We start from the raw sequence: 26,124 nt of genomic DNA, 5'->3' as shown, positions 1-26,124 counted from the left end.
TTTCCGTCTGCGATGCTTCTTTCCTCTCGGTTGTCAGCGGCCGCCATCCACGTCGCGATCGAGGCGCGATCGCTCCTTCAATATGGAAACGGCCAAAGTCGGAGCTTCTCCTTGCCGATCGATATCAGCCGGGCGAAGCCATGGGGTTCCTTGATCAGCAGATAACAGATCAGGGATCCGAAGATGATGAACTGGAGGTGAGTGATCGTTTGCGTCGACAGTGGCAGGCCGAGTTCGGTTGGAATCACATTCAGCATGATCGGCACGATGAGGATGAAAGCCGCCCCGATGAACGAGCCCATGATCGATCCGAGCCCGCCGATGATGACCATGAACAGAAGCTCCAGCGAGCGGTCGATCGAGAACGCAAGCGGCTCCCATGAACCGAGGTAGACGAACGCCCAGAGCGCACCCGCCACCCCGATGATGAATGAAGAGACCGCGAAGGCTGTGAGCTTGGCATAGAGCGGCCGGATGCCGATCAGTTCGGCGGCGATATCCATGTCGCGGATCGCCATCCACTGCCTGCCGAGATTGCCGCGAACGAGATTCTTCGCCAACACCGCCATCACGGTCACGAAGAGCAGACACAGCAGGTAGCGCTCGACCGGCGTGCGAACGACCATGCCGAAGAAATCCAGCGCCGGTGCATTGACCGATCCCGACGGGGCGTAGTTGGTGAACCACGGAATTCGCAGGAACGCCCAATCGAAGAAGAACTGCGCGGCGAGCGTTGCGACCGCCAGGTAGAGACCCTTGATCCGCAGACTGGGAATGCCGAACAGGATTCCGGCACAAGCCGCCGTGAACCCGCCAAGCAGAATGGATGCCAGCACGGGCAACGGCGGCATCGAGATCGCGAAGCCAAGCCAGGCAAGCGGGATATGAACGCCGGTCGCCAGCTTGTAGGCGGAATAGGCGCCGATGGCCATGAACGCGCCGCTGCCGAGCGAAATCTGGCCGCAATAGCCGACAAGTATGTTCGTGCCGATGGCGGCGAGCGCCAGGATAAGGAAGGGCAGCAAGATCGCCCACAACAGATAGTCGGTGCGGAACGGCCAGATACGGAAGGTGGCCAACAGCGGCACGCCAACGAAAGCGATCGCGAGCAAGACGGCGAGCGCAATACGGTCCTGACGGATCGGAAAGATCGCCATGTCCTCCGCGTAGCTCGTCTTGAACTGGCCGGCCTCGCGATAAAGCACGACGAACTCCTTGTCTCAGATACGTTCGATGATCCGCTCGCCGAACAGCCCCTGCGGCCGCACGAGCAGCACCGCCAACGCCAACACAAACGCAAACCAATATTCGATACCGCCACCGATGGATGGCCCTAGATACGCCTCGGCAAGCTTCTCGCCCGCCCCCACGATGAGCCCGCCGACGATGGCTCCCGGAATCGAGGTGAGGCCTCCGATGATCAGAACCGGAAGCGCCTTCAGGGCGAGAAAAGTGATGGAGAACTGCACGCCGAGCTTGGTCCCCCACACGGTCGCCGCGACCAGCGCAACGAGGCCGGCGGCAAGCCAGACGACGAACCAGATCCAACTGATCGGGATACCGACTGAATGCGCGGCCAAATGGTCGTCGGCCACGGCCCTGAGTGCGCGACCGGTCTTGGTACGCTGAAAGAAAATTGCGAGGCCAGCGACCAGAATGCCTGCGATCAGTGCGCCCCAGACATCCAGCTTGTTGACCAGAATCCCACCCGGGAACAAGCCTTCAAACAAGAACCAGGCGTCGGTCGGGAACAGCCGCAACGGGTAGACATCCGATCCGAAGATCATCTCCGCGGCGCCCTCGATGACGAATGTCACGCCGATCGTCGACATGAACAGCGTCAGGCCGTTCTGGTTGACCAGAGGTCCGATCACGAACCGCTCGATGAGCCAGGCCGTTGCCGCCATGATCACGGCGGCAAACCCGACAGCGAGGACGACCGCGACCCAAAGCGGAAAGCCGTTGGCGACCAGGAGGTCGAGGGAGCGAACCAACGCCAATCCCGCGAGCAATACCATTGCTCCCTGAGCATAATTGAATACGCCGGATGCCTTGAAGATCAGCACGAAGCCGAGCGCGACCAGCGAATAGAGCACGCCGGACATCAATCCGCCGATAAGGACCTCGAGAAACTGACCCAGTGCGATCATGGACGCACCTCAATGCGCGACGCCAAGATATGCGTCGATGACGGCTTGACTTCTCTTGACTTCATCAGGCGTGCCGTCGGCGATCTTTACGCCGTGATCAAGCACCGCTACGCGATCCGACAGATCCATGACCACGGCCATGTCGTGCTCGATCAAGGCGATGGTCGTGCCGTAATGGTTGTTCACATCAGTGATGAACCGCGACATGTCCTCCTTCTCCTCGAGGTTCATGCCTGCCATCGGCTCGTCGAGGAGAAGAAGGTCGGGCTCCATCGCGAGAGCGCGACCGAGTTCGACACGCTTCTGCAAGCCGTATGGCAAACGCCCAACCGGTACCTTGCGGATTGTCTCGATCTCCAGAAAGTCGATGATCTCCTCGACCTTGCGCCGATGCTCGACCTCCTCCGCGAGGGCAGGGCCATAACGCAGCACCTGCCACAACAGCCCCCGGCGCACCTTCAGGCTGCGGCCTGCCATGATGTTGTCGAGCGCGCTCATGCCCTTGAATAGGGCGACATTCTGAAAGGTGCGCGCGATGCCGCCGCGTGCTGCCTCGAAAGGCTGCATTCTGGCCCGGGTGCGCCCCTTGAAGGTGATGGCGCCATGGTTGGGATGATAGAAGCCGTTGACGACGTTCAGCATCGAGGTTTTGCCGGCGCCGTTGGGGCCGATGATGGCTCGAATTTCACCCTTTCTGACGTTGAACGAAACGTCCCGCAGCGCCTTGACGCCGCCGAAGGCCAGTGCCACGCCCTCGACTTGGAGCAGGATTTCGTTGGTGTCCGGCGCTCTCATGCTGCTCGTCCCAGCGATTCTGTCGGACCGATGACTTGCATGTCGCGCACCTTGACCCGTGCCGCGATCGTACCTTTGCGACCATCCTCCAACGTGACCTCGGTGGAAATGTCGGCCTCCTGCGAGCCGTTGTAGAGCGCCGTGACCAGCGGCGCATAGCGCTCGGCAATGAACCGGCGGCGCACCTTCTGCGTGCGGGTCAATTCACCGTCATCCGCGTCGAGCTCCTTGTGCAGGATGAGGAAGCGGCGAACCTGCGCGCCCGCCAGCACCGTTTCCTTTGCAAGCGAGCGGTTCACCTCGGCAACGTGATTCGCGACCATGTCGTAGACCAGCGGATGCCCGGCCAGCTCCTGATACGACCCGTAGGCAACGTTGTTGCGTTCCGCCCAATTCGCGACGGCGACCGGGTCGATGTTGAGCATCGCGCAAACAAAATCTCGGGAGTCACCGAAAGTGACCGCTTCCTTGATATTTGGATAGAACTTCAGTCTGTTCTCGAGATACTTCGGGGCAAACATCGTGCCGTCCGCCAGCCGACCGACGTCCTTCGCACGATCGATGATCTTCAGATGCCCGGTCTTCTCGTCGAAAAAGCCTGCATCACCAGTCCTGACGTATCCGTCGGACGACATAGCTTCCGCGGTCTTTGCCTGATCCTTGAAATATCCGAGGAACATGCCGGGCGAGCGAAACTGCACTTCGCCCGATTCCGCTATGCGAATGTCAACATTGGGCGCCGGCGGACCAACCGTATCCGAGTAGATCTCGCCATCGGGCTGGCACGTTACATAGAGGAACGCTTCGGTCTGGCCGTAGAGCTGCTTCAGGTTCAGACCGATCGAGCGGTAGAACGCGAACAGTTCCGGACCGATCGCTTCACCTCCAGTGTATGCAACGCGCACCAGAGACAGGCCAAGAACGTTCTTGAGAGGCTCGTAGACCAGCCAGCGTCCGAGCGCATAGAGCAATCGGCCTGACAGCGGCACCGGACGTCCCGTCAAGACTGGCTCGCCATACCGCCGCGCGACGTCCAGAAAGTAGCTGAACAATCGCCGCTTGATCGGCGCCGCGTCCTCCATCCGGACCATCAGCCGCGTCAGCATGGCCTCAAAACCGCGTGGTGGGGCTAAGTAGAAGGTTGGTCCGATCTCACGCCGATCCTGCTCAATCGTGTCGCCGCTCTCGGGACACGCCATGCAGAATCCAGCCACGAGGCCTTGCACGTAGCTGACGTAATGATCGCCGGCCCAGGCCAGCGGCAGATAGGCGAGCACCACGTCCCTGTCGGTCAGTCTGTCGAACCGCGTGGTGTCGGTCGCAGCATCGATGCAGCCTCGCGAGGACAGCATGACTCCCTTCGGCGCGCCGGTCGTTCCCGAAGTGTAGAGGATGACTGCGATGTCCGAACCGTTGCCCGCCTGCACGTATTCATCGATCCGTTCGCCAAGCGCCATGTCAGCCGCAAGCGCTACGCGGCCGTCTTCGATGACATCGCCGATTGCGATCAGTCGACCGTCATCATAGCCATCAAGGCCGCGCGGCTCGTCATAGACGATCTTGTCGAGTTGCGGCAATCGATCGGACACCGACAGGATCTTGTCGACCTGCTCCTGGTCTTGCGCCGCGACCAGCTTCGCCTCGGCGTGGGCGAGCACAAAAGCAAGTTCGTCGGCCACTGCATCAGCGTAAACCGGAACGGGAATCGCGCGCAGCACCTGCGCTGCCATCATGGTCCAGTAGAGCTTCGGCCGATTGGAGCCAACGACCGCGATTATCTCACCCTGCCGCAAACCAAGCCGATGCAGACCCGCGGCATAGGCACGGACGATCCCGGCAACTTGAGCCCAGGTCCAGCTCTGCCAGATGCCAAGATCCTTGTGCCGAAACGCCGGACGCGTGCCTAACTGCGCTGCATTCCGCAGCAGCAATTTGGGGAACGTGTCAAACGATCCGCCACCGGCCATGTCGGTCTCGATCCCAAAAACCGGCGCGTTGGTTCGCCCCTGCTTATGGTGACGCCGGCCCGTTTCGGGCAGCAGCCATGCGAGTTCCGCATGCTCCAAGATGACAGCGGATCGGGAGTCCTACAAGTGCCAGATTGACCGATCATCCGCGGGGCAGTCCTCCGGCAGGGCGGACTGGCCGCCATTCCAGAAGCGAATCTTGCAGCCAACCAATCAAGAACGTTTCTGCCAGCAGGCTGATCGGCTCAGAAGGGGTAGCCCCAATGCCCGGCGAGTCTTTGACGGGCTGAGCGCGAGAACAGACGCTACGTCGTTCGATCTGCGAGCCTCAGGTCAATAGAATCAAGCCCCGTCGTCGGGCCGCGACGCGATAGGACAGGCTTGCTGCCATCTACCCCACGCTCGTCCAACTCGCATCGATAAGGGTATGCTGCGCATCAATGAGCCCGCGTCCCGGTCCGTTTTGGACCGCCGACGTCGCATCGCGGCGTCAGGCCGTACCGGCCATGCAGTCCGCGCCAGAGGGCACTCAAGAGCTTGCGCATCGAACGTCCCTCTCGACATCAGGATAGCGTGATCCTGCGGAGGTCGCCGGCGAAATGACAGAGCCATTTCTGGGCAGGCCTGCGCAGTTTTTGAGCAAACGGCCATCGCGTCGGAGCGACCCGCGCCAAAAAATCTTATGAGATTCAAATGCCGGCGCTGTGGCACGCCTCGTGCATCGAAGGCGTCGAGTTGGCCGCTAGGGTTCCGACCTTGAGAGACAAGGTGCTGGTCCGAGAGCAGCCGCTTGCGGGGGAGACATCCCCGCAGGTGCACGGCGGGATAAAAGCCCGGGAGACCTCGTTAGCCAAGGGATTGGCGGAGCGATGGTCTTTTCGCCAGTCCCTTTTTGTGAAGTTTTCGCAAGAGGGATCGGCAATGCACAAATTCAGTTTCTTCCTCCGCTCTGTAGTCATCGGCTGCGCAGTTGCGCTCGCGGCCGCTTCTAGCGCCGACGCCGCACCGAAGAAAAGCTTCAAGGTCGCCTGGTCGATCTATGTCGGGTGGATGCCGTGGGGCTATGCGGCCGACACCGGCATCGTCAAGAAGTGGGCGGACAAATACGGCATCGCGATCGAGGTCAAGCAGTTCAACGACTACGTCGAATCGATCAACCAGTACACCGCCGGCGGCTATGACGCCGTCACCATCACCAACATGGACGCGCTGTCGATTCCCGCCGCCGGCGGCGTCGATACGACTGCGGTCGTGATGGGCGATTTCTCCAACGGCAACGACGCCGTGATCCTCAAGAACAAGGCCGATCTCGCCGCGATCAAGGGCCAGACTGTCAACCTGGTCGAATTCTCGGTGTCGCATTATCTGCTGGCGCGCGCGCTCGAGAGCAGCAAGCTGAGCGAGAAGGACGTCAAGGTCATCAACACCTCCGACGCCGATATCGCGGCGGCCTACAAGACACCTGATGTCACTGCAGTCGTGACCTGGAATCCGATCGTGACCGAAGTCCTTGGCTCGCCCGACGCCAAGAAGGTGTTCGATTCCTCGCAGATCCCCGGCGAGATCATGGACCTGATGGTGGTGAACACGGCGGTCGCCAAGGACAATCCCGACTTCGCCAAGGCGCTGGTCGGCATCTGGTACGAGACGATCTCCAAGATGACGGCGAACGATCCCGCCGCGAGGGCCGCCAAGGAGGCAATGGCCAAGGCCTCCGGCACCGATCTCGCCGGTTTCGACAGCCAGCTCTCGACCACCAAACTGTTCGACAAGGCCACCGATGCCGAAGCTTTTACGCGCAGCAAGACGGTTGGGGCGACCATGGATCGGGTGCGCAAGTTCCTGTTCGAGAAGGATCTGCTCGGCAAGGGCGCGAAATCGGCCGACGCCGTCGGCATCGAGCTCGCCGACAAGTCGGTGCTGGGCGACAAGTCGAACGTCAAGCTGCGCTTCGACCCGACCTACATGGACGAAGCCGCCAAGGGCAAGCTCTGACGCCAGGCTCTAACGTATCGCCCGCCTTAGGCAGGAGCCGACCATGCGACTTGTGAACATACGGCCGGGACGGCAGACGCGATTCTATCTGCTCGCGCTGCCGTTCCTGTTGGTCGCAATCGCCTACTTCGCCGGCTCCAGCGCGCGGCTCGCGCAAAACCCGAACGACAAGCTGCTGCCGGCGCTGCCCAACATGGTGCAGGCCGTCAAGCAGATGGCGTTCGAGGTCGACCCGCGCACCGGCAGCTATCTGATGGCCTCCGACACCGTCGCCAGCCTGGGGCGGCTGGGGTCGGCGCTGGCGATCTCGACGGTGGCGGCGCTGGTGCTCGGCATCGTGATCGGGCTGTTGCCGGGCGCTAACGCCCTGCTCGGGCCGTTCGTGTCGGTGACCTCGATGGTGCCGCCACTGGCATTGTTGCCGATCCTGTTCATCGTGATGGGGCTCGGGGAAAACTCGAAGGTCGCGCTGATCGTGATCGGAACGCTGCCCTGCATGATCCGCGATCTCGCGATGAAAGTGCAGGAGTTGCCGCGCGAGCAGATCGTCAAGGCGCAGACGCTCGGCGCCTCGACCTGGCAGATCGCGCTGAGGGTCGCGGTGCCGCAAACCCTGCCGCGGCTGATCGACGTGCTGCGGCTGCAGCTGGGGCCCGCCTGGCTGTTCCTGATCGCGGCCGAGGCGATCGCCTCCGATTCCGGGCTCGGCTACCGGATCTTCCTGGTGCGCCGCTATCTCGCGATGGATGTCATCATTCCTTACGTCGCCTGGATCACGCTGCTTGCGTTCCTGATCGATGTCGGCCTGCGCGTCACGCAACGCAGGCTGTTTCCCTGGTTTGCCTCGGTGAGGGCGGAATGAGCGCGATCCGTTTCGACGACGTCTGGAAGGAATATGGCGACCACATCGTGTTGGAGCGCATCACGATGGAGGTCGAGCCGCGCGCCTTCATTGCGCTGGTGGGCCCGTCGGGCTGCGGCAAGACCACGCTGCTCCGCATGCTGCTCGGCGAGGAGCAGCCGAGCCGCGGCCAGATCCTGGTCGACGGCAAGCCGTTGCCCGGCGAGCCGGACGCCGACCGCGGCGTGGTGTTTCAGCGCTACTCGGTGTTTCCGCATCTGACCGTGTTGCAGAACGTCATGCTCGGCCGCGAATTGCGCGACGCCAAATTCACCGCCCGGCTGTTCGGCGCCGCGCGCCGCGCCGCCGCCGATGATGCCATGAAACTGCTTGCCGAGGTCGGGCTCGCCGGCCAGGAGAACAAATATCCCTCCGCGCTGTCCGGTGGCATGCAGCAGCGCCTCGCGCTGGCGCAGGCGATCATGCGCGAGCCGAAAATCCTTTTGCTCGACGAGCCGTTCGGTGCGCTCGATCCGGGAATCCGCGCCGACATCCATGTTTTGATGAAGCGGCTGTGGAACGAGACCCATCTGACCGTCGTGATGGTCACGCACGACCTCAGCGAAGCGTTCGGGCTCGCAACGCGCGTGATCGCGCTGGAGCGGCAGCGCAACCGGCCCGAGGAGCGCGAGCGCTACGGCGCCACGGTGTCGCGCGACCTCGAGATATTCCCGCGCCGCAGCGCCGAGCCGCGGTCATCAGTTCAGCCAGCTCCGATCGGGACGACCCGGTCAGGCAAGGAGCATCAGCTGGGACGGCCCGGCGCTCTCGTCTTGAAGGAGCAACCATGATCCTCACAGAGGAACAGAAGGCCGAGGTCGCGGCGCATACCCGACGCTACAACGAGTTGAAGGCGGCGGGGCAGGAGCACGCCCCGCGTGCGCTGCCACAGCCGACTTCGCGCGACGCCGCGCCGATCGCCGCCGACGCGATCATCCACCGGGAGACGATTCCGGCCGGCTGGTACTGGACCACCCGGCTGAACCGCGGCGAGGCGCTGCGCATCGTGAACTCGTCAGGGATCTCCACCGTCAGCCTGCTCGCCTGGAACAGCGCCGATCCGATCGAGCGGCTCAACCATGCCGACACCATCAAGGTGCAGTGGGCGGCGCGGCTGCAGAAGGGGCGGGTGCTGCTGTCGGACATGGGGCGCGCGTTGCTCGGCATCACCGAGGACACCAGCGCCGCGCATGATGCCGTGGTCGGCGGCTCGACCGCGGCGACCAACCAGGCGAAGTACGGCGACGGCAATTTCCGCAACACCCGCGACAATTTCATCCTGGCCGCGGCCAAGCTCGGGCTCGATCGCCGCGACGTGCATCCCTGCGTCAGCTTCTTTGCACCGGTCGCCATCGACGCGGACGGCAAGTTTGTCTGGTCCGACGCGCGCCGGCAAAAGGGCGATTTCGTCGATTTGCGCGCGGAGATGGATCTCCTGATTGCGCTGTCGAACTGTCCGCATCCGCTCGATCCCGCGAAAACCTATCCGCAGGCGAGCGTGGAGGTCGTGCGCTACCGCGCCGCTGCGCCCTCGACCGACGATTTGTGCCGCACCGCGACGGCGGAGGCGATCCGCGCCCTCGAGAACAATGCGCTGTATCTCGGCCAGACCTTGGAAGGAGCCGTGCGATGACCACGCAATCCGCTCGCTCCGCCGGCCGCATCATTCTCGACGCCGAAATTCCCGCACGCAAGCCGTGGTCGGCCGTCATCCGCAAGGGACAGACGCTGCGGATCACAGATACCCATGGTCAGCAGGCGGTCGACACACTGTTCTATCGTGCCGACGACTATCAGGAGCGCTACAGCGGCCAGGATACGCTGCGTGCGCAGGGCTCGGCCTATGTCGGCCTCGGCACGAAGATCATGTCCAATGAAGGCCGCGTGATGCTGCGCGTCACCGCGGATAGCTGCGGCCTGCACGACACCTCGGCGGGCGCCTGCTCCTGCGAAAGCAACACCGTGCGGTTCGGGCACCAGACCCGCTACCAGCACGCCTGCCGCGAGAACTTCGTGCTGGAGGCTGCCAAATACGGCATGTCGAAGCGCGACATCGTGCCGAATTTGAACTTCTTCATGAACGTGCCGATCGACCCTGCCGGCAATTTCACCGTGGTCGATGGAGTCTCCAAGCCCGGCGACGCCATCGAGCTGGTGGCCGAGATGGACGTGCTGTGCCTGATCTCGAACTGTCCGCAGATCAACAATCCCTGCAACGGCTTCTTCCCGACGCCGGTTCAGGTCACGATCTTCGAGCCGGAGGCATGAGGCATGTTCAGCAAGGTCCTCATTGCCAACCGCGGCGAGATCGCCGGGCGGATCGGCAAAACATTGCACCGCATGGGCATCGGCTCGGTCGCGGTCTATTCCGACGCCGACCGCTTCACGCGGCCGGTGCTCGACGCCGGCGAGGCGGTGCGGATCGGCCCCGCGCCGGCCGCCGAGAGCTATCTCAACGTCGATGCGATCATGGCGGCCTGTCTTGCGACCGGCGCGGAGGCGGTGCATCCCGGCTATGGCTTCCTGTCGGAGAATCGCCGCTTTGCCGAGCGGCTCGCCGAGCACGGCATCAAGTTCATCGGGCCCCGGCCAGAGCATCTCGACGCCTTCGGCCTCAAGCACAAGGCACGCGAGATCGCCGAGCGCAGCGGCGTGCCGCTGCTGCCGGGCTCCGGCCTGCTCGAGACCATCGATGAGGCGGTGCAGCAGGCTGACGTGATCGGCTTTCCCGTGATGCTGAAGAGCACGGCGGGCGGCGGCGGCATCGGCATGCAGCTCTGCCACGACATGGCGACGCTGCGCGAGAGATTCGAATCGGTGCAGCGCACCGCGCGGGCGAGCTTTGGCGACGCGCGAGTCTATCTCGAGCGGTTCGTTGCGCAGGCGCGCCACATCGAGGTGCAGATATTCGGCAACGGCAAGGGAGACGTTGTGGCGCTCGGCGAACGCGATTGCTCGCTGCAGCGGCGCAACCAGAAGGTCTTTGAGGAGACCCCTGCGCCGGGGCTTTCAGCAGACATCCGGCGGCGGCTGCATGCGGCGGCGGTCTCGCTCGGCAAGACGGTCGCTTACGAATCCGCCGGCACCGTGGAGTTCATCTACGACGTCGAGCGCGAGGATTTCTACTTCCTCGAGGTGAACACCCGTCTGCAGGTCGAGCATCCGGTCACCGAGCAGGTCTATGGCGTCGATCTGGTCGAATGGATGATCCGGCAGGCGGCCGGAGAGGACGTGCTCGGCACCGCCGGCGCGCTCATGCCAACGGGCGCGGCGATCGAGGTGCGGCTCTATGCCGAGAATCCGGGCGCCGGCTTCCGCCCGAGCGCGGGCCGGCTGACGCAGGTCAGCTTTTCGCCGGAGGCGCGGATCGACGGCTGGATCGAGACCGGCACCGAAGTGTCGCCGTTCTACGATCCGATGCTGGCCAAGATCATCGTGTCGGCCGAGACCCGCGATGCCGCGATCGCGCGGCTGACGCAGGCGCTGGATGACACGGTCGTGGCAGGCATCGAGACCAATCTCGCCTATCTGCGGGCGATCGCGGCGTCGGACGTGTTCCGCAGCGGGCAGGTCGCGACCAGCGTGCTCGGCGCGTTCGCCTATCGTCCCCGCACCATCGACGTCGTCGCACCCGGCGCGCAGAGCGGGGTGCAGGAATTGCCCGGCCGCCTGCATCTCTGGCATGTCGGCGTGCCGCCGAGCGGTCCGATGGACGAACGGTCGTTCCGCCTCGCCAACCGTGTGGTGGGCAATCCGGAGACGACGACCGCGCTGGAGCTGACGGTCAACGGCCCGACCTTGCGCTTCAACACCGATGCGATCGTGGCGCTCTCGGGTGCGCGGATGAAGGCATCGCTCGACGGCGCCGAGGTTGCGTATCACGAGCCGGTCACGGTGCGCGGCGGCCAGACGCTCGTCATCGGCAGCATTCAGGGCGCGGGCCAGCGCAGCTATCTCGCCGTGCGCGGCGGCATCGACGTGCCGGAGATTCTCGGATCGCGCGCGGTGTTTGCGCTCGGTGCCTTCGGCGGCCATGCGACGGGGTCGCTGAAGGCGGGCGACGTGCTGCATATCGGTGCCGAGACGTCGAGCCTTGCAGCCCCGCGACGCGCAGAGGAAAGCGAGCGGCCAGAGCTCGCGTCGGCATGGCAGATCGGCGTGCTCTATGGCCCGCACGGTGCGCCGGACTTCTTCCTCGACGAGGACATCGAGACGCTGTTTGCGTCGAGCTACGAGGTGCACTTCAACAGCGCCCGCACCGGCGTGCGGCTGATCGGTCCGAAGCCGCGCTGGGCCCGCGCCGATGGCGGCGAGGCCGGACTGCATCCGTCGAACATCCACGACAACGCCTATGCGGTCGGCTCGATCGATTTCACTGGCGACATGCCGATCATTCTCGGCCCCGACGGGCCGAGTCTCGGCGGCTTCGTCTGTCCGGCGGTCGTCGCGCGCGACGAGCTCTGGAAGATCGGCCAGCTCAGGCCCGGCGACACCGTCCGCTTCCTGCCGGTGAAACGCGACGATCCGGTCGCCGGACCCACGGTGCTGCGGGCGCCCGAGCTCGGTTCGGCGGTGGTTGGACGTCATGATGACGGCCCGATCCCGGTGGTCTACCGGCGCGCCGGCGACGACAATCTGCTGGTCGAATACGGCCCGATGGAGCTCAACATCGCGCTCCGCTTGCGCGTGCATGTGCTGGCGCAGGCGCTCGAGGCGGAAAAACTCGGCGGCCTGATCGATCTGACGCCCGGCATCCGCTCGCTGCAGATCCATTATGACGGCACGACGTTGTCACGGCAAAAACTGCTCGACATGCTCAGGCGGATCGAGCGCGAATTGCCGCCGGTCGATGCGATGCGGGTGCCGAGCCGCACCGTGCATTTGCCGCTGTCATGGCGCGATCCGCAAGCAGAGCTTGCGATGCGGAAGTATCAGGAGCTGGTGCGATCAGATGCGCCATGGTGCCCGTCGAATGTCGAGTTCATCCGGCGCATCAACGGGCTTGCGAGCGAGGACGATGTCCGCCGCATCGTGTTCGATGCCGACTATTTCGTGCTCGGCCTCGGTGACGTCTATCTCGGCGCGCCGGTGGCGACGCCGCTCGACCCGCGGCATCGGCTGGTGACCACCAAGTACAATCCGGCGCGGACCTGGACGCCGGAGAACGCGGTCGGGATCGGCGGCGCCTATATGTGCATCTACGGCATGGAAGGGCCGGGCGGCTACCAGCTGTTCGGCCGCACCATCCAGGTCTGGAACAGCTGGCGCACGACGCGGGTGTTCGAGCCTGGCCACCCCTGGCTGCTGCGGTTCTTCGACAAGATCCGCTTCTTCCCGGTCGACGCCGACGAGCTGCTCGACGCCCGCGCCGCATTCCCGCACGGGCAATACGACATCAGGATCGAGCCGGGCGAATTCTCCTACGCCGACTATGCCAAGACATTGACGGAGGCGCGCCCATCGATCGCAGCGTTCAAGGCAACCCAACAGGCAGCGTTCGATGCCGAACGCCAGCGCTGGCGCGAGATGAAGCTCGACGAGGCGCCGCCGGAGTCGATCGATGCGGGTGCCGTCGCGACGGGTATTCCCGACGGCCAGATCGGCGCCTTCTCGGAAGTGCCCGGCAACATCTGGAAGATCCTGGTCGAGGAGGGCGCCGGGGTTGCCGCCGGAGACGTGCTTGCGATCATCGAGTCGATGAAGATGGAGATTAGCGTGCTCTCGCCCGCAGCGGGCCGGATTGCGTCGGTGCCGGTGAAGCCCGGGCAGACGCTGCGCGCGGGCGACGTGGTGGCGTTGATCCGGCCGGGTTAGGTGGGTACGCCTGCTGCGCTATTCCTTGGGATCGGCGGGCGGGACGAGCGGAGGCGGCGGCTCGACGTCTTTATCGAGCCGCCGCCAGCCCTTATAATCATACTCGCCATCCCATCGATGGACTGGCCACCAACAGGCGGTGCAGCGAAAGACCCCCCTTGCGGCAGCGCGAACCTGCACGGCCTCGTAAACGAACTTGCAAGCCTCGCAGGTAAACGCCACAGTGCTTGAAGCTTCGGCCTTTAGCGGCGCCAACTCCGGACTATCGGGGAAAGTGGTTGAAGAGGCGTCACTCGCAATAGGTGGGGGCGGGCGCTGAGAGACATCCGGTTCGACTGCGGCATCGGTATGAGTCGCCATTGACGCATGGTGCTTTAACAGCCGATCGATCTTCATCCTTACGCGGCGTGCCGCCAGCAATCCTAAAACTGCCTGGACCTTGCCCGTGAAGTTGCGATCGCCGATGAAGAACGAGTAATGCCAAGTGCCCGGAGCCCCGGCTTCGGTGATCAGGTAATGAATTGATCGATGAATTCCGCTCTGTTGAGCACGTCCTTGTCCGGCCACGACTTAGCTCATATGGCCGCTCGTACTGGCGTCAATCACCCGTTCCACCTGAAGTTTTTCCCGATCCATGACCGCGCCCATCATAAGTTCGCCCTTGCGCGGGCCCGGTTGGAGCCAACTGCCGTCGGTTCAAGGCAGAAATGGAACGGCCGCGAAGCAATCGGCTAGATGATTTGCCTCCATAGCGTATTGTGATCCTGGGTCATTTGATTGCGAGATCTTGTCAGGCTGGATGCCTCGAACGGATGGGCTTGTTTGACATAGGTCAAAATGCGGCGCTCGAAGCCCTCGACGTTTGGCGATAACACAGTTCGGTGCCGGATGAAGATCGCCAAACGCCTTGCAAGCACCTTGCCATCGATACCAAGCTCTGCCGGGGGCATAGCGCGTCTCGCATGTGCCCGAATGCGGGATGCACAAATTGAGCTGGCTCCGATCGTGTCAGCCGCAGGCCTGACAATCGACGATGTTGAAGACCGCAAGCGCCGCATCGACGCGCGAGCACAGATAAGACTGCTTGAGCTAGCTGCCAGGGAATTGCAGGACGACTGCTTTGGTTTCCATTTGGCTCAAGGCTTCGAACTGGGGGAGATCGGGCTTCTGTACTACGTCATGGCTTCATCGGAGCACCTCGGTGACGCCCTGCAAATTGGGGGACGTTACTGCGCGATCAACAACGAGGGGGTGCGGCTACGGGCGTCTCTGGAGCGCGGTTTCGCCATCGGATTCGAATATGTCAACATCGACAGGTCGTCAGATCGCCACCATGCGGAATTCTGGCTGATTGCGCTTCTCCGTATCTGCCGCGCGCTGACTGACGGCAGGCTGGCCCCAATGCAAATCAAACTGAAGCACTATAGACGAGAAACACCCTTGGATGTCCGATCTCTCGTCGGATGCGACATCGAATTCGCAGCGGACAGGGATGAGATGCTGTTTCCTTCCCAGATCGCCGCGTTACCCTCCGTGGGAGCTGATTTGCATCTCAACAAGATATTGCTTCAGTATGCCGACGAAGCGCTGAGCAACCGGGCATCCAGACGGACCAGCGTGCGGTCTCGGGTCGAAGACCAGATCGCCCAGCTGCTACCGCACGGCAAAGCCAACGCTGAGGAAGTCGCGCGCCGTCTTGGCATGAGCCGGAGAACTCTCGCTCGGGCCCTGTCGTCTGAGAGTGTGGGCTTTTCGAATGTCCTCGAGGCGTTTCGAATTGCACATGCGCGCCGTTATCTCGAAGAAGCAGAACGGCCGATTTCCGAGATCGCATGGCTATTGGGCTACAGCGAGCTCTCTTCCTTCACACATGCTTTCGTCCGTTGGACCGGCGTCACGCCAAAGGCGTACCGTGCTTCGAACGACGTTCAGTGATCGGCTGACACAAAGCCTCAAATACCTGGCACAGGATAACAAGACTTGGCGGATCGTATTCCGCTAGGCGAGTGCCATGCGTTCAAGCTTCTTGTCTCGACTCGCGCTTCGCTGGTGCCGCGCTAGGGACGCGGTGTTCGGCTTCATGAGCAAGGACGACTGGCTGTTCCTGGCTTCGATAATTTTGTTTCACAGCCTCTTGATTGCGCTGATTTGGGTCGTGTTCGTGAATTGACCCGGTATCGCGACGCCGACATTCGTGGATTCTGCGAGGACCACGGCAGGCTGGCCCGGCCGGGCGTCCCGCCTCACACCTCCAGCCATTCCTCGCGAATGGCGGCGTTGGACTTGAGCTGGTCGGGGGTCCCTTCGAACACGACGCGGCCGTGGCCCATGATGTAGACCCGGTTCGAGATCTTCATCGCGATCGACAGCTTCTGCTCGACCAAAAGGATCGCGACGCCGGCTTTCGCGATCCGCGCGATCAGCTCGCCGACCTGCTGCACGATCAGCGGCGCCAGCCCTTCGGTCGGCTCGTCGATCATCATCAATTCGGGGTCGCCGAGCAGCGTGCGGCAGGTGGTCAGCATCTGCTTCTCGCCGCCGGACAGCACGCCCGCCGGCGTGTCGGCGCGCGCGGCGAGGTTCGGGAACATGTCGAGCATCTCCTGCAGCCGCCACTTGCCGGGGCGGCGCGGGTCCTTGATGCCGAGGATCAGGTTCTGACGCACCGTCAGTCCCGGAAAGATGTCGCGATGCTCCGGCACGTAGCCGAGGCCGAGGCGGGCGATCTTGTGGCTCGGGAGACCCGCGATGTCCTGGCCCTTGAAGCGGATGGTGCCCTGCGGCGGCACCTCGCCCATGATCGCCTTGACGGTGGTGGAGCGGCCGACGCCGTTGCGCCCCAACAGGCTGACTACCTCGCCGGCTGCGATGTCGAGATCGACGCCCTGCAAAATGTGGCTCTTGCCGTAATAGGCGTGGAGATTCCTGACCTCGAGCATCAGTCAACCTCCTCGCCGAGATAGGCTTCCTTGACCTTCGGGTTGCCGCGGATTTCCTCCGGCGTGCCGGAGGCGATGATGTGGCCGTAGACCAGGACCGAGATGCGGTCGGCGAGGCCGAACACCACGCTCATGTCGTGCTCGACGATGACGAGCGTGCGTCCCTCGGTGAGGCGGCGGATCAGCGCGACGGCGCGCTCGGTCTCGGCGTGGCTCATGCCCGCGGTCGGCTCGTCCAGCATGATGACGCTGGCGCCGCCGGCGATCGTGATGCCGATCTCGAGCTCGCGCTGCTCGGCGTAGGTGAGCAGGCCCGCCGGCACGTCGCGGCGATGGCTGAGATGGATGTCGTCGAGGATCTGCGCGGTACGCTGTCTCACCTCGGGCAGATTGTCGACATTCTTCCAGAACGCGTAGCGGTGGCCGGTCGCCCACAGCACGGCGCAGCGGACGTTCTCCCACACCGTCATGCGGGCGAACACGTTGGTGACCTGGAACGAGCGCGACAGCCCGCGCCGGTTGATCTCGAACGGCCGCAAGCCCGAGGTCAGCTCGCCGTTGAGGCGGATCTCGCCCGAGGTCGGCTTGATGTGGCCGCTGATCAGGTTGAAGGTCGTCGACTTGCCGGCGCCGTTCGGGCCGATGATGGCGTGGCGCTCGCCCTTGGCGACGCTCAGGTTGAGATCGCGGATGATGGCGACATTGCCGAAGCTCTTCTCGACGGCGTTGACTTGGATGGCAGCGGTCATGCCAGATACCCCCGATCACGGGCCACCGTCGCGGCGCGATCCCAGGCCTCGGCGACGCGCCGCCAGGTGATGCGCGCGACCAGGAAGCCGCCGACGACGAGAACCGCGGCGGCCGCCCAGGTCGTCGGCGCGGTCGGGACGAAGGCAATGCCCAGGAGGTTGATCGCGTCGCCGCTCGCGAAGCGGGCGACGGTTTCGATGGTCAGGATGATACCGAGCACCAGGGCAAGTGTCGGGATCGCCGCGACCAGGTAGGACGGGATCACGGTGCCGAGGGTGCCGGCGCGGATCAGCGGACGGTGCTTCATCAGGATGCCGGCGATGCCGCCCGGCGCGAACATCACGATGACGATGAAGATAATGCCGAAATAGAGCTGCCAGACCGAGGTGACGTTGCTCAGCCCGAGCTGCAGATAGGTCACCAGGATGGCGCCGAGGATCGGACCGAAGAAATAGGCGGTGCCGCCGATGAAGGCGGCGAACAGCACCAGGCCCGACTGCGTCGCGCCGAGATAGGCGGAGTTCGCGATCTCGAAATTGATCGCGGCGAGCCCGCCGGCGATGCCGGCGAAGAAGCCAGCGAACATGTAGGCGAGATAGCGCACCACATGCGGATCGTAGCCGATGAACTGAACGCGCTCCGGATTGTCGCGCACCGCGTTGCAGATGCGCCCGAGCGGTGTGCGGGTCAGCGCGTACATCGCGATCGCCGAGATCAGCACCCAGAACGCGATCAGATAGTAGACCTGAATCTGCGGCCCGAAGGTCCAGCCGAACATCGGCATCAGGGCGGTGCGGTCGGTGGTGATGCCGGATTCGCCGCCGAACACGCTGCGCAGGATCAGCGACGACGAGGCCACCAGTTCACCGATGCCGAGTGAGATCATCGCAAACACGGTGCCGGCGCGCTTGGTCATGACCCAGCCGACCACCAACGCGAAGGCCATGCCGCCGATGCCGCCGACCAGCGGGATCACCGGCAGCGGGATCGGCCAGTTGTGGCTGGCGACCGCGTTCATGGCGTGGACCGCCAGGAAGCCGCCGAGGCCGTACTGCACCGCATGTCCGAACGACAATAGCCCGGTCTGGCCGAGCAGGATGTTGTAAGACAGCGCGAAGATGATCGCGATGCCGATCAGGCTGAACGAGGTCAGCGAGCCGCCGGAGGAGAAGATCAGCGGCAGCACGACGAGCGCGATGGCTGCGAGCAGCCAGACGCCATAGAAGCCGAGGGCGCCGCTGGGCTCTTCCTTGGCGACGGCGGGAGCGGGGGTCGCAGCGTTCGTCATGACTCGCGCGTCCCCAGCAGGCCCATGGGGCGGAAGATCAGGACCAGCACCAGCAGCACATAGGGCAGGATCGGCGCGATCTGCGCGATCGTGACGTTCCAGATATCGGTGAGCGGCGAGGCGCCAAGGCTCGGGTCGAGCGGGCCGAACACGCTGGCGAGCGAACCGTTCAGCGCGACCGCGAAGGTCTGGATCAGGCCGATCAAGAGCGATGCGATGAAGGCGCCGGGCAGCGAGCCGAGGCCGCCGAACACGATGACGACGAACAGGATCGGGCCAAGCAGCGCGGCCATGTCGGACTGCGTCACCAGCGAGGGACCGGCGATGACGCCGGCAAGACCGGCAAGCGCGCTGCCGACGCCGAAGACCAGCATGAAGATACGCCCGACATTGTGGCCGAGATGGCCGACCATGCTCGGATGGGTCAGCGCGGCCTGCACGATGAGGCCGACCCGCGTCTTCTTCAGCGTGACTAAGAGCGCGATGAAGATCACGACCGAGACCACCAGCATGAAGATCTTGTAGGCGGGGTAGTTGGTGGAGAATATGGTGAAGGCCGGAAAGTCGAGCGCCGCCGGGACCCGGTAGTCGACCGGGCTCTTGCCCCAGATCATCGAGACGATCTCTTCGATCGCGAAGGCGAGACCGAAGGTCAGCAGCAGTTCGGCGACATGGCCATGCTTGTGGGTGTTGCGCAGGCCGTAGCGCTCGACGCCCATGCCGACCACGCCGACCAGCAACGGTGCGATCACCAGCGCCGGCCAGAAGCCGATCCAGCGGGTGAGCTGAAAGCCGAAGAACGCGCCGAGCATGTAGAAACTGGCATGCGCGAAGTTGAGCACGCCCATCATGCTGAAGATGACGGTGAGCCCGCTGGACAACAGAAACAGCAGCATGCCGAACAAGACGCCGTTGAGCGTCGAGATGACGATCAGCTCAGCCATGGCGCACCCGCTGAAAACTCGAACGGTTCACGAGAGAAAAGACCTGTCGAACGAAATGAACTGCCTGTCATTCCGGGGCGCTCGCGTCAGCGAGCGAACCCGGAATCTCGAGATTCCCCGGTGCGCAATTGCGCACCTGTGGTCTGGTGCTTACGCACCATCCCGGAATGACTGAAATAGCCGATCAGGGCCGCTTCATGTTGCAGGTGGTCGGAAGCATCGTCTGCGCGGTGTCGATCTTGGAGACGATGCGCCAGCCCCAGCCGGTGTTTTCCTCGTCGTAGGGCTCCTTGGCCTTGTCGGCCAGCGAGCCGAACGAGGAGATGTAGATCGGCTGGAAGAACTGGTGGTCGTCCTTGCGCATGAAGCCTTCGCCGCCGTCGAACACGTCGAACTTCATGCCCTCGAGCGCGGCCGCGACCTTGACGGGATCGATCGAGTTGGCCTTCTCGGCGGCCGCCTTGAACATCCGCATCTCGTTGACCGCGCGCGGATACCACACGGAAATGCCGGTCTTGGCACGGAAGTCCTTCTCGAAATCCATCGCCGCCTTGTTGCCGGAGTTCGGGACGCCTTCGCTGATCTGGAACACCTGGTTCTCGAGGCCGGTCTGCTTGATCGCGGTCGGTCCGCCGGCGCCGCCGGCATAATAGGTGTACCAGTTGACCTTGAGGCCGGCGTCGGCAGCCGCCTTCAAGAGCAGCGCGAAGTCCTGTCCCCAGTTGCCGGTCACGACGCTGTCGGCGCCGGACGCCTTGATCTTGGCGATATAGGGCGAGAAGTCGGTGACCTTGAGCATCGGGTGCAATTCGTCGCCGACGAGCTCGACATCCGGCCGCTTTTCGCCCAGCATCTTGCGCGCCTGCGATCGCACCGACTGGCCGAACGAATAGTCCATGTTGATCAGATAGACCTTCTTGATGGACGGCAGCCCCTTCATGTAGCTGGTCAGCGCTTCCATCTTGATGTCCGAGTTCGCATCCCAGCGGAAGTGCCAGTAGCTGCACTTTTCGTTGGTCATGGCCGGATCGACCGCGGCGTAGTTGAAGTAGAGCACTTCCTTGCCGGGGTTGCGCGAATTGTTCTTGGTGACGAAATCCTCGAGCGCCGCACCGACCGACGAGCCGTTGCCCTGGGTGATGTAGCGGATGCCGGCGTCGACCGCCTTCTGCGCCTGCACCAGGCTTTCCTGCGGATTGGTCTTGTTGTCGAGCGGAACGATCTCGACCTTGTGGCCAAGGATGCCGCCCTTGGCGTTCAATTCGTCGGCGAGGTACTGAAACGTCTTCAGGCCGCCTTCACCAACGCTCGCACCGCCGCCGGAGAGCGGATCGATATAGCCGATCTTGATGTTTTCCTGCGCGAAGGCCGCGCCGCCAAGCATCAGGAAGGCCGCAGCCACGGCAAAGGGAAGATGACGCATATCCTGTCGTTTCCTCGTTGAAGATTGACTTTGATTGAAGTTTGTTTTGCTGATCGTTGCAGCGCAACAGCGCGGCGATACTGCGCGAATGCCCACGCATTGACAAGTCTGGTTCGGGCATGGCTTGTGCCCGACCATCCGGAAAAGTGAGCAAGCGCTCGGTAAATAGTGCAACGCACGTGCTTCATCCCGTGGTGCGGGATAACGCCTCTCGCGATCTCGATAGGCGTTAGACCTAAGTCGCTGTTCCCGACCGATTTCACCGATTGGGTGATTAACGTCTCCGATCAGGATGGTTGCGCCGGGCGCCGATCTCCGCCGTCAACCCGCGTCTCGAGCGGCGCGATTGTCGCCCCCCTCATTGTCGCGCCCTTGCACTTTGTGCTGGACACCGGCGCGGCTTGCGGTAAGGGGTTGCTTCCGTGGTATACCACGGCCTGGCATTCTCCGTTGTCCGCCAAGTGCGGACCGGCGGCAGTCACCCGGACGGGTCCGGCTCGGGCGTTGAGAGACTTCCAGCATTGGCTTTGAAAGAGAGAGCATGGCGCGCAACATTCTGATTTTGGGAGCTTCCTACGGCTCCCTGCTGGGGACCAAGCTTCTGATGGCGGGTCACAACGTGACCCTGGTGTGCCGGAAGAACACGGCCGACCTGATCAACCGCGACGGCACCGAGGTCCGCATCAAGCTGCGAGACGAAAAGGAGCACCGCTCGATCTTCTCGCGCGATTTGCCGGGCAAGCTCGACGCCGTGACACCAGCCGATGTCGACGTGTCGCGCTACGACATGGTTGGGCTCGCGATGCAGGAGCCGCAATACACCAACCACACGGTTCGCGTGCTGATGATCAAGATCGCGGCGGCGAAGCTGCCCTGCCTGTCGATCATGAACATGCCGCCTTTGCCCTATCTGAAGCGGATTCCCGCGCTCGCCGGCATGGACCTCGAGGAGGCCTATACCAATGCGCAGGTGTGGGAGCGCTTCGAGCCGGGACTGGTGACGCTGTGCTCGCCCGATCCGCAGGCCTTCCGTCCGCCGGAAGAGAAGGCCAACGTGCTGCATGTCGGCCTGCCGACCAACTTCAAGGCCTCCGTCTTCGCCGACGACAAGCACAACAAGGTGCTGCGCGAGCTCGAAGCCGACATCGACGCGGTCACGCTCGACGGCCAGGACGTGCCGGTGAAGCTGAAAGTGTTCTCGTCGCTGTTCGTGCCGCTGGCGAAGTGGTCGATGCTGCTGACCGGCAATTATCGCTGCATCACGCCGAAGGAGCCGCAATCGATCCGCGACGCCGTGCACGGCGACCTGACGCGCTCGCAGGCGATCTACGACCATGTCGATTCGATCGCGCGCCAACTCGGCGCCGATCCTGCTGACCAGGTGCCGTTCGCGAAATACGCCAAGGCGGCGGAAAGCCTGCTCAAGCCGTCCTCGGCGGCCCGTGCGGTCGCCGCCGGCGCGCCGTTCATTGAGCGCGTCGACCTCTTGGTGAAGTTGATCTCGCACCAGCTCGGCAAGCCCAGCGCCGAGATCGACCGCACCGTCGAGACCGTCGATCAGAAGCTGAACGAGAAGATCGTGCAGGGCGGCTCCGGCGCGGAGTGACACGCGCATCGATGGCGGGGGCGATAGCGCCCTCGCCATGCACCGGCGATCGGTAAAACGTAAAACGCGGTTCCCAAAAGCATGGCTCGGCCGATCCAGCTGAGGTAGGCTCGCGCAGTTGCGGTTGGGAGCCACGGACATGTCGATCAAATCGCTTCCTCTCCTTGCAATCTACGGCGACCTCGACCGCGCGCGCGACATCATGCGCGCATGGCAGCCGCTCGATCAGCTTTCCCCCGATACGGCCGAGATCGTCGTGAAAGCGATCGCCGAAGGCATCGCACGCGGCCGCCGGCACGGCCTTGAGATGGGCCAGTGCCATCTCGCGGCGTGAGTAGCAGCGCGATGCGCTCGCGTATCCGACTCGATCTTGTGAGGTGAGCACACTTCTCAGGCTCCCTCCCCCCTTGCGGGGGAGGGTGGGGAGAGGGGTGGCCCCGGGCGCGATGATTTGTGTGCACGTCGCTATCGCAACGCCGATCGCGTGCCGTTCAAGATTGAGCCGAGAGAGTGTGCCGTGTGGCACCCCTCTCCCCAACCCTCCCCCGCAAGGGGGGAGGGAGCTCTTCCGTTGGTGGCTCCCTTACGTCGACGGGCCGTTGCACTTGGCGAAGCCGCACCGCTAGCCGTGATGCCTCACGGCCAAAATCGTCACCGAACGCGTCTGGTGGCTCGGGGTCTGAAAATCGATGGTCTGTCCGACCGAGAGCCCGATCAGCGCGGCGCCGACCGGCGTCAGCACCGAGATGCGCCGGAGTGCGATGTCGGCTTCGTGCGGATACACCAGCACGACCTCCCTGACGTCGCCGGTCTCGTCGTCGCGATAGCGCACGAGCGAGCCCATACGGACCACGTCGGGCAACTCGGCATCATCGGCGACGAGCTGCGCCCGGTCGGTCTCGCGCGCGAGGAACTCGGCCACGCTGGGAAACACCGCCATGCTGGAATCGGCCAGCACGCTGAGGCGATGCGCCTCGCTCGCGGTGATCACGATCGGCGGCAACGCAGGGGCGGTAAAGTTAGTCTGAATGGTTCTGGTCATGTTGGCTTGACCTTGCGATTGATCGGGGGTGCGCGCAGATGCCTCGCGCGACGCGACGGACCGAAATGATTTTGATGACGTTATGATTTTTGGGTGACGCTGAGAATCCGGACGGCGCGCAATCGCCGGCCGGCTAATTGCCTGCGTGCAGACGTCCGGCGCGCAATCCGAGGCGCGCAATGCGGGTGTCGATGCTCAACATGTCGATCATGGCACGATCAACATAGCGCTACGTCGCGCCGCATCCATTGCGGCGAAAGCGCGCACGTGCCGCGGGGAACGACGCGCTATCGCCGCAACGCGCCAGGGGTCAGGGCTGGCCGATGCCGGTGAGGCCGAGCGCGGCGCCAGCGGCGAGCGCGAGCAGCGGATGGATGCGGGTCGTCGTGGTGGCGATGGCGACCAGAGCCGCGATCAGGGCCGTGCCCCAGCCTGAGACCGAGGTGTGGGTGATGACGATGGCGCTCGCGGTGACGAGGCCGGCGGTGACAGGCACGAGCCCGGCCTGCACGGTGCGTCGCCAGGGCCGGTCCTTGAAGCGTTCCCAGAGCCGGAGCGCGAAGCCGGTGACCAGTGACGACGGCCCGAACTTGGCGAGCGAGGTCACCAGCACGCCCGAGAAGCCGGCGACGTGCCAGCCGACCAGCGGGACCACCATCATGTTCGGTCCAGGTGCGGCCTGCGCCAGCGCGAACAGGGCGCCGAATTCCTGCGCCGTCATCCAGTGATGGATGTCGACCACCTGACGCTGCATCTCCGGCAGGATGGTGTTGCCGCCGCCAAAGGCGAGCAGCGAGAGCTGGGCGAAGATCAGTGCGAGCGTGACAAGGGTTCCGCTCATGACGCCTGCCTCGATCGGAGAAAGATGCTGAGCGGCGCGAGCGTCAGCAGCGTCGGCAGCAGCGGCAACCTCAACACCGCGATCGCGAGCACGCAGAGCGCGCCGATGAACAGGCCGAGGACATCACGCCGCAACGGCCAGGCGATCTTGATCGCGGTGGAGATCAGGAGCCCGGCCGCGGCGGCAGCCAGGCCGCCGAACAGATGGCGGACCACGGGATCGTTCGCGAAGCGGCCATAGATCACGCCGAGGCCGATCACAACCGCGGTCGGCACCGCGATCAGGCCGAGGATCGACGCGAGCGCGCCGGGAATGCCGCGAAATTTCAAGCCCACCGCAACCGACATGTTGATGATGTTGCCGCCGGGCAGGAATTGGCAGAGCCCGAGCAGGTCGGTGAACTCGGCGCTGGAGAGCCAGCCGCGCTTCTCCACCATCATGTGCCGCGCCAGCGGCAGCACGCCGCCGAAGCCGGTCAGGCCGAGGATGAAGAAGCCCATGAACAACTCGCCGACATCGGGCGCCTCGTGCTTGGTGGTGAGGGTGGCGGGTGCTGCATCCATCGGCGCATCGGCTCCGTTTCTTGTCGTGTTCGATCCGAACCTAGTTTGCGATGCTCCAAATATCAAATATATGGATCAGGTAATTGTCATATATTCTAGATATGGATGCATCCGATGATCGAGCTGCGCCATCTCCGCTATGCCGTCGCGGTGGCCGAGGAAGGTCACATCACCCGCGCCGCCGCGCGGCTCGGCATCCAGCAGCCGCCGCTGAGCCAGCAGATCCGCGCGCTGGAGACCGCGATCGGCGCGCCGCTGTTTCGCCGGCAGCCGCGCGGGGTCGAGCTGACCGCGGCCGGACGTGCCTTCGTCGACAAGGCCCGCGCGATCCTGCGCGACGCCGATCTCGCCGTGGAGGCCGCGCGCCGGGCGAGCCGCGGCCAGGAAGGCCAGCTTGCGATCGGCTTCACCTCCTCGGCCGCCTTCCATCCCTTCGTCACCGGCGTGATGCGCGAGATGCGCGAGCGTGCGCCGGCGATCACGCTGTCGCTCGAGGAGGCCTCGACCGGCGAGCTGATCGAGGCCGTCGAGGCCGATCGGCTCGATGCGGCTTTCGTGCGCTCGCCGAGCGAGCGGCTGGAGAATTTGACGATTACCCATCTGCTCGACGAGGAGATGCTGGTTGCGCTGCCCGACCATCATCCGCGCGCCCGCAAGGACACGCGCCGCCGGATTGCACTGGCCTCGCTCGCCGACGAGCCGCTGATCCTCTACCGCCGCCCGACCGGGCCGGGTCTCTATGACAGCATCATCGCGGCCTGCCGCGCCGCGGGCTTTAGCCCCAAGGTGGCGCAGGAGGCGACGCGGATGGTGTCGACGCTCAGCCTCGTCGCGGCGGGGCTCGGGATTTCGATCGTGCCGGAATCGATGGCGCGGCTGGAGACCGCAGGCGTGTCCTATCTCCGCCTCGATCGTGCGGCGGGTCTCGTCGCGCCGCTCGCGCTGGCGCGCAAGAAGGGCCCCGCCGGCGGCACGCTCAGCCGCCTGCTCGGCATTGTGACGCGGCGGGTAAAGGACCGTGCCGGGGTTTGAGAGAGTGTTGCGCGACGTAGCTGAGCGTCAACGCAGGCCCCGCGGATGGCGCGGAATGTGGGGAGTTTGGCGAA

Annotated in this window: 23 protein-coding genes and 1 riboswitch; of the genes, 10 read left to right on the top strand and 13 right to left on the bottom strand. The window is 63.9% G+C overall.

Annotation, left to right across the window (positions count from 1 at the left end; genetic code table 11):
• Positions 1-77: 77 nt before the first annotated feature.
• The 4 genes from WDM24_RS35110 to WDM24_RS35095 are packed head-to-tail and all read right to left on the bottom strand — an operon-like array spanning position 78 to position 4,912.
• On the bottom strand, positions 78-1,205 hold the full coding sequence (locus WDM24_RS35110) for a branched-chain amino acid ABC transporter permease (RefSeq protein WP_338692001.1): 1,128 nt from the start codon (positions 1,203-1,205) through the stop codon (positions 78-80).
• Between the two features lie 15 nt (positions 1,206-1,220).
• Entirely contained in the window at positions 1,221-2,150 is a 930-nt protein-coding gene (locus tag WDM24_RS35105) for a branched-chain amino acid ABC transporter permease (protein ID WP_338829014.1), read from the bottom strand.
• A 9-nt stretch (positions 2,151-2,159) separates the two neighbouring features.
• Positions 2,160-2,945, bottom strand: coding sequence for an ABC transporter ATP-binding protein (locus tag WDM24_RS35100; protein WP_166298864.1), 786 nt, complete (start codon positions 2,943-2,945; stop codon positions 2,160-2,162).
• Positions 2,942-4,912 (bottom strand): AMP-binding protein, encoded by a 1,971-nt coding sequence (locus tag WDM24_RS35095; RefSeq protein ID WP_338829013.1) that lies wholly within the window; start codon positions 4,910-4,912, stop codon positions 2,942-2,944. The genes WDM24_RS35100 and WDM24_RS35095 overlap by 4 nt, the downstream gene beginning before the upstream one ends.
• 731 nt (positions 4,913-5,643) lie before the next feature.
• Positions 5,644-5,754, top strand: a riboswitch (guanidine-I (ykkC/yxkD leader).
• Between the two features lie 79 nt (positions 5,755-5,833).
• On the opposite strand from WDM24_RS35095, the gene WDM24_RS35090 reads away from it, so the two are divergent.
• Genes WDM24_RS35090 through uca form a run of 6 tightly spaced genes read left to right on the top strand, consistent with a single transcriptional unit; the run spans position 5,834 to position 13,622 of the window.
• The gene (locus tag WDM24_RS35090; RefSeq protein ID WP_338829012.1) at positions 5,834-6,907 is read left to right on the top strand and encodes a putative urea ABC transporter substrate-binding protein; all 1,074 of its coding nucleotides are present in this window, start codon (positions 5,834-5,836) and stop codon (positions 6,905-6,907) included.
• A 43-nt stretch (positions 6,908-6,950) separates the two neighbouring features.
• Positions 6,951-7,769: an ABC transporter permease gene (locus tag WDM24_RS35085; RefSeq protein WP_338829011.1), complete on the top strand. Its 819-nt coding sequence runs from the start codon at positions 6,951-6,953 to the stop codon at positions 7,767-7,769.
• Positions 7,766-8,599, top strand: coding sequence for an ABC transporter ATP-binding protein (locus WDM24_RS35080; RefSeq protein ID WP_338829010.1), 834 nt, complete (start codon positions 7,766-7,768; stop codon positions 8,597-8,599). The genes WDM24_RS35085 and WDM24_RS35080 overlap by 4 nt, the downstream gene beginning before the upstream one ends.
• Positions 8,596-9,441 (top strand): urea amidolyase associated protein UAAP1, encoded by an 846-nt coding sequence (locus tag WDM24_RS35075; RefSeq protein WP_338829009.1) that lies wholly within the window; start codon positions 8,596-8,598, stop codon positions 9,439-9,441. The genes WDM24_RS35080 and WDM24_RS35075 overlap by 4 nt, the downstream gene beginning before the upstream one ends.
• Positions 9,438-10,076 (top strand): urea amidolyase associated protein UAAP2, encoded by a 639-nt coding sequence (locus tag WDM24_RS35070; protein WP_338829008.1) that lies wholly within the window; start codon positions 9,438-9,440, stop codon positions 10,074-10,076. The genes WDM24_RS35075 and WDM24_RS35070 overlap by 4 nt, the downstream gene beginning before the upstream one ends.
• Positions 10,077-10,079: 3 nt before the next feature.
• Positions 10,080-13,622 (top strand): urea carboxylase, encoded by a 3,543-nt coding sequence (gene uca, locus WDM24_RS35065; protein WP_338829007.1) that lies wholly within the window; start codon positions 10,080-10,082, stop codon positions 13,620-13,622.
• Between the two features lie 18 nt (positions 13,623-13,640).
• Here uca and WDM24_RS35060 read toward each other — a convergent pair whose 3' ends face one another.
• Positions 13,641-14,189: a hypothetical protein gene (locus tag WDM24_RS35060; protein ID WP_338829006.1), complete on the bottom strand. Its 549-nt coding sequence runs from the start codon at positions 14,187-14,189 to the stop codon at positions 13,641-13,643.
• Between the two features lie 321 nt (positions 14,190-14,510).
• Here WDM24_RS35060 and WDM24_RS35055 point away from each other — a divergent pair, with 321 nt between their 5' ends.
• On the top strand, positions 14,511-15,557 hold the full coding sequence (locus tag WDM24_RS35055; protein WP_338829005.1) for an AraC family transcriptional regulator: 1,047 nt from the start codon (positions 14,511-14,513) through the stop codon (positions 15,555-15,557).
• A 308-nt stretch (positions 15,558-15,865) separates the two neighbouring features.
• Here WDM24_RS35055 and WDM24_RS35050 read toward each other — a convergent pair whose 3' ends face one another.
• The 5 genes from WDM24_RS35050 to WDM24_RS35030 all read right to left on the bottom strand — a co-directional run bounded on the left by WDM24_RS35050 (position 15,866) and on the right by WDM24_RS35030 (position 20,966).
• Complete coding sequence (locus WDM24_RS35050) at positions 15,866-16,561, bottom strand: ABC transporter ATP-binding protein (RefSeq protein ID WP_338691989.1); 696 nt, start codon at positions 16,559-16,561, stop codon at positions 15,866-15,868.
• Complete coding sequence (locus WDM24_RS35045; RefSeq protein ID WP_338691988.1) at positions 16,561-17,310, bottom strand: ABC transporter ATP-binding protein; 750 nt, start codon at positions 17,308-17,310, stop codon at positions 16,561-16,563. Before WDM24_RS35045 ends, WDM24_RS35050 begins: the two co-directional genes overlap by 1 nt.
• Complete coding sequence (locus WDM24_RS35040; RefSeq protein WP_338829004.1) at positions 17,307-18,599, bottom strand: branched-chain amino acid ABC transporter permease; 1,293 nt, start codon at positions 18,597-18,599, stop codon at positions 17,307-17,309. Before WDM24_RS35040 ends, WDM24_RS35045 begins: the two co-directional genes overlap by 4 nt.
• Positions 18,596-19,543 carry a branched-chain amino acid ABC transporter permease gene (locus WDM24_RS35035; protein WP_338691986.1) on the bottom strand — a complete coding sequence of 316 codons (948 nt, stop codon included), beginning with the start codon at positions 19,541-19,543 and terminating at the stop codon, positions 18,596-18,598. The genes WDM24_RS35040 and WDM24_RS35035 overlap by 4 nt, the downstream gene beginning before the upstream one ends.
• Positions 19,544-19,727: 184 nt before the next feature.
• The gene (locus tag WDM24_RS35030) at positions 19,728-20,966 is read right to left on the bottom strand and encodes a branched-chain amino acid ABC transporter substrate-binding protein (RefSeq protein ID WP_338829003.1); all 1,239 of its coding nucleotides are present in this window, start codon (positions 20,964-20,966) and stop codon (positions 19,728-19,730) included.
• A 541-nt stretch (positions 20,967-21,507) separates the two neighbouring features.
• On the opposite strand from WDM24_RS35030, the gene WDM24_RS35025 reads away from it, so the two are divergent.
• Together WDM24_RS35025 and WDM24_RS35020 are read left to right on the top strand one after the other, a co-directional pair.
• Positions 21,508-22,572, top strand: coding sequence for a ketopantoate reductase family protein (locus WDM24_RS35025; protein ID WP_338829002.1), 1,065 nt, complete (start codon positions 21,508-21,510; stop codon positions 22,570-22,572).
• A gap of 139 nt (positions 22,573-22,711) precedes the next feature.
• Positions 22,712-22,906 (top strand): hypothetical protein, encoded by a 195-nt coding sequence (locus WDM24_RS35020; RefSeq protein ID WP_338829001.1) that lies wholly within the window; start codon positions 22,712-22,714, stop codon positions 22,904-22,906.
• A gap of 288 nt (positions 22,907-23,194) precedes the next feature.
• Here the strand turns inward: WDM24_RS35020 and rnk are convergent, their stop codons facing one another.
• The 3 genes from rnk to WDM24_RS35005 all read right to left on the bottom strand — a co-directional run bounded on the left by rnk (position 23,195) and on the right by WDM24_RS35005 (position 25,018).
• Positions 23,195-23,614, bottom strand: a complete 420-nt coding sequence (rnk, locus tag WDM24_RS35015) for a nucleoside diphosphate kinase regulator (protein WP_338829000.1) — start codon at positions 23,612-23,614, stop codon at positions 23,195-23,197.
• 310 nt (positions 23,615-23,924) lie between these two features.
• Positions 23,925-24,455 (bottom strand): chromate transporter, encoded by a 531-nt coding sequence (locus WDM24_RS35010; protein WP_338828999.1) that lies wholly within the window; start codon positions 24,453-24,455, stop codon positions 23,925-23,927.
• Positions 24,452-25,018, bottom strand: coding sequence for a chromate transporter (locus tag WDM24_RS35005; protein WP_338691981.1), 567 nt, complete (start codon positions 25,016-25,018; stop codon positions 24,452-24,454). The genes WDM24_RS35010 and WDM24_RS35005 overlap by 4 nt, the downstream gene beginning before the upstream one ends.
• A 117-nt stretch (positions 25,019-25,135) precedes the next feature.
• Between WDM24_RS35005 and WDM24_RS35000 the strand changes: the two genes are divergently transcribed.
• The gene (locus tag WDM24_RS35000; protein ID WP_414645784.1) at positions 25,136-26,050 is read left to right on the top strand and encodes a LysR family transcriptional regulator; all 915 of its coding nucleotides are present in this window, start codon (positions 25,136-25,138) and stop codon (positions 26,048-26,050) included.
• Positions 26,051-26,124: the final 74 nt, after the last annotated feature.

It is taken from the genome of Bradyrhizobium sp. 27S5 (assembly GCF_037217225.1).
Classification (GTDB): Bacteria; Pseudomonadota; Alphaproteobacteria; order Rhizobiales; family Xanthobacteraceae; genus Bradyrhizobium; species Bradyrhizobium septentrionale.
The sequence above is the reverse complement of the archived record's forward strand: the minus strand, read 5'-3'. Positions and strand labels throughout refer to the sequence as shown.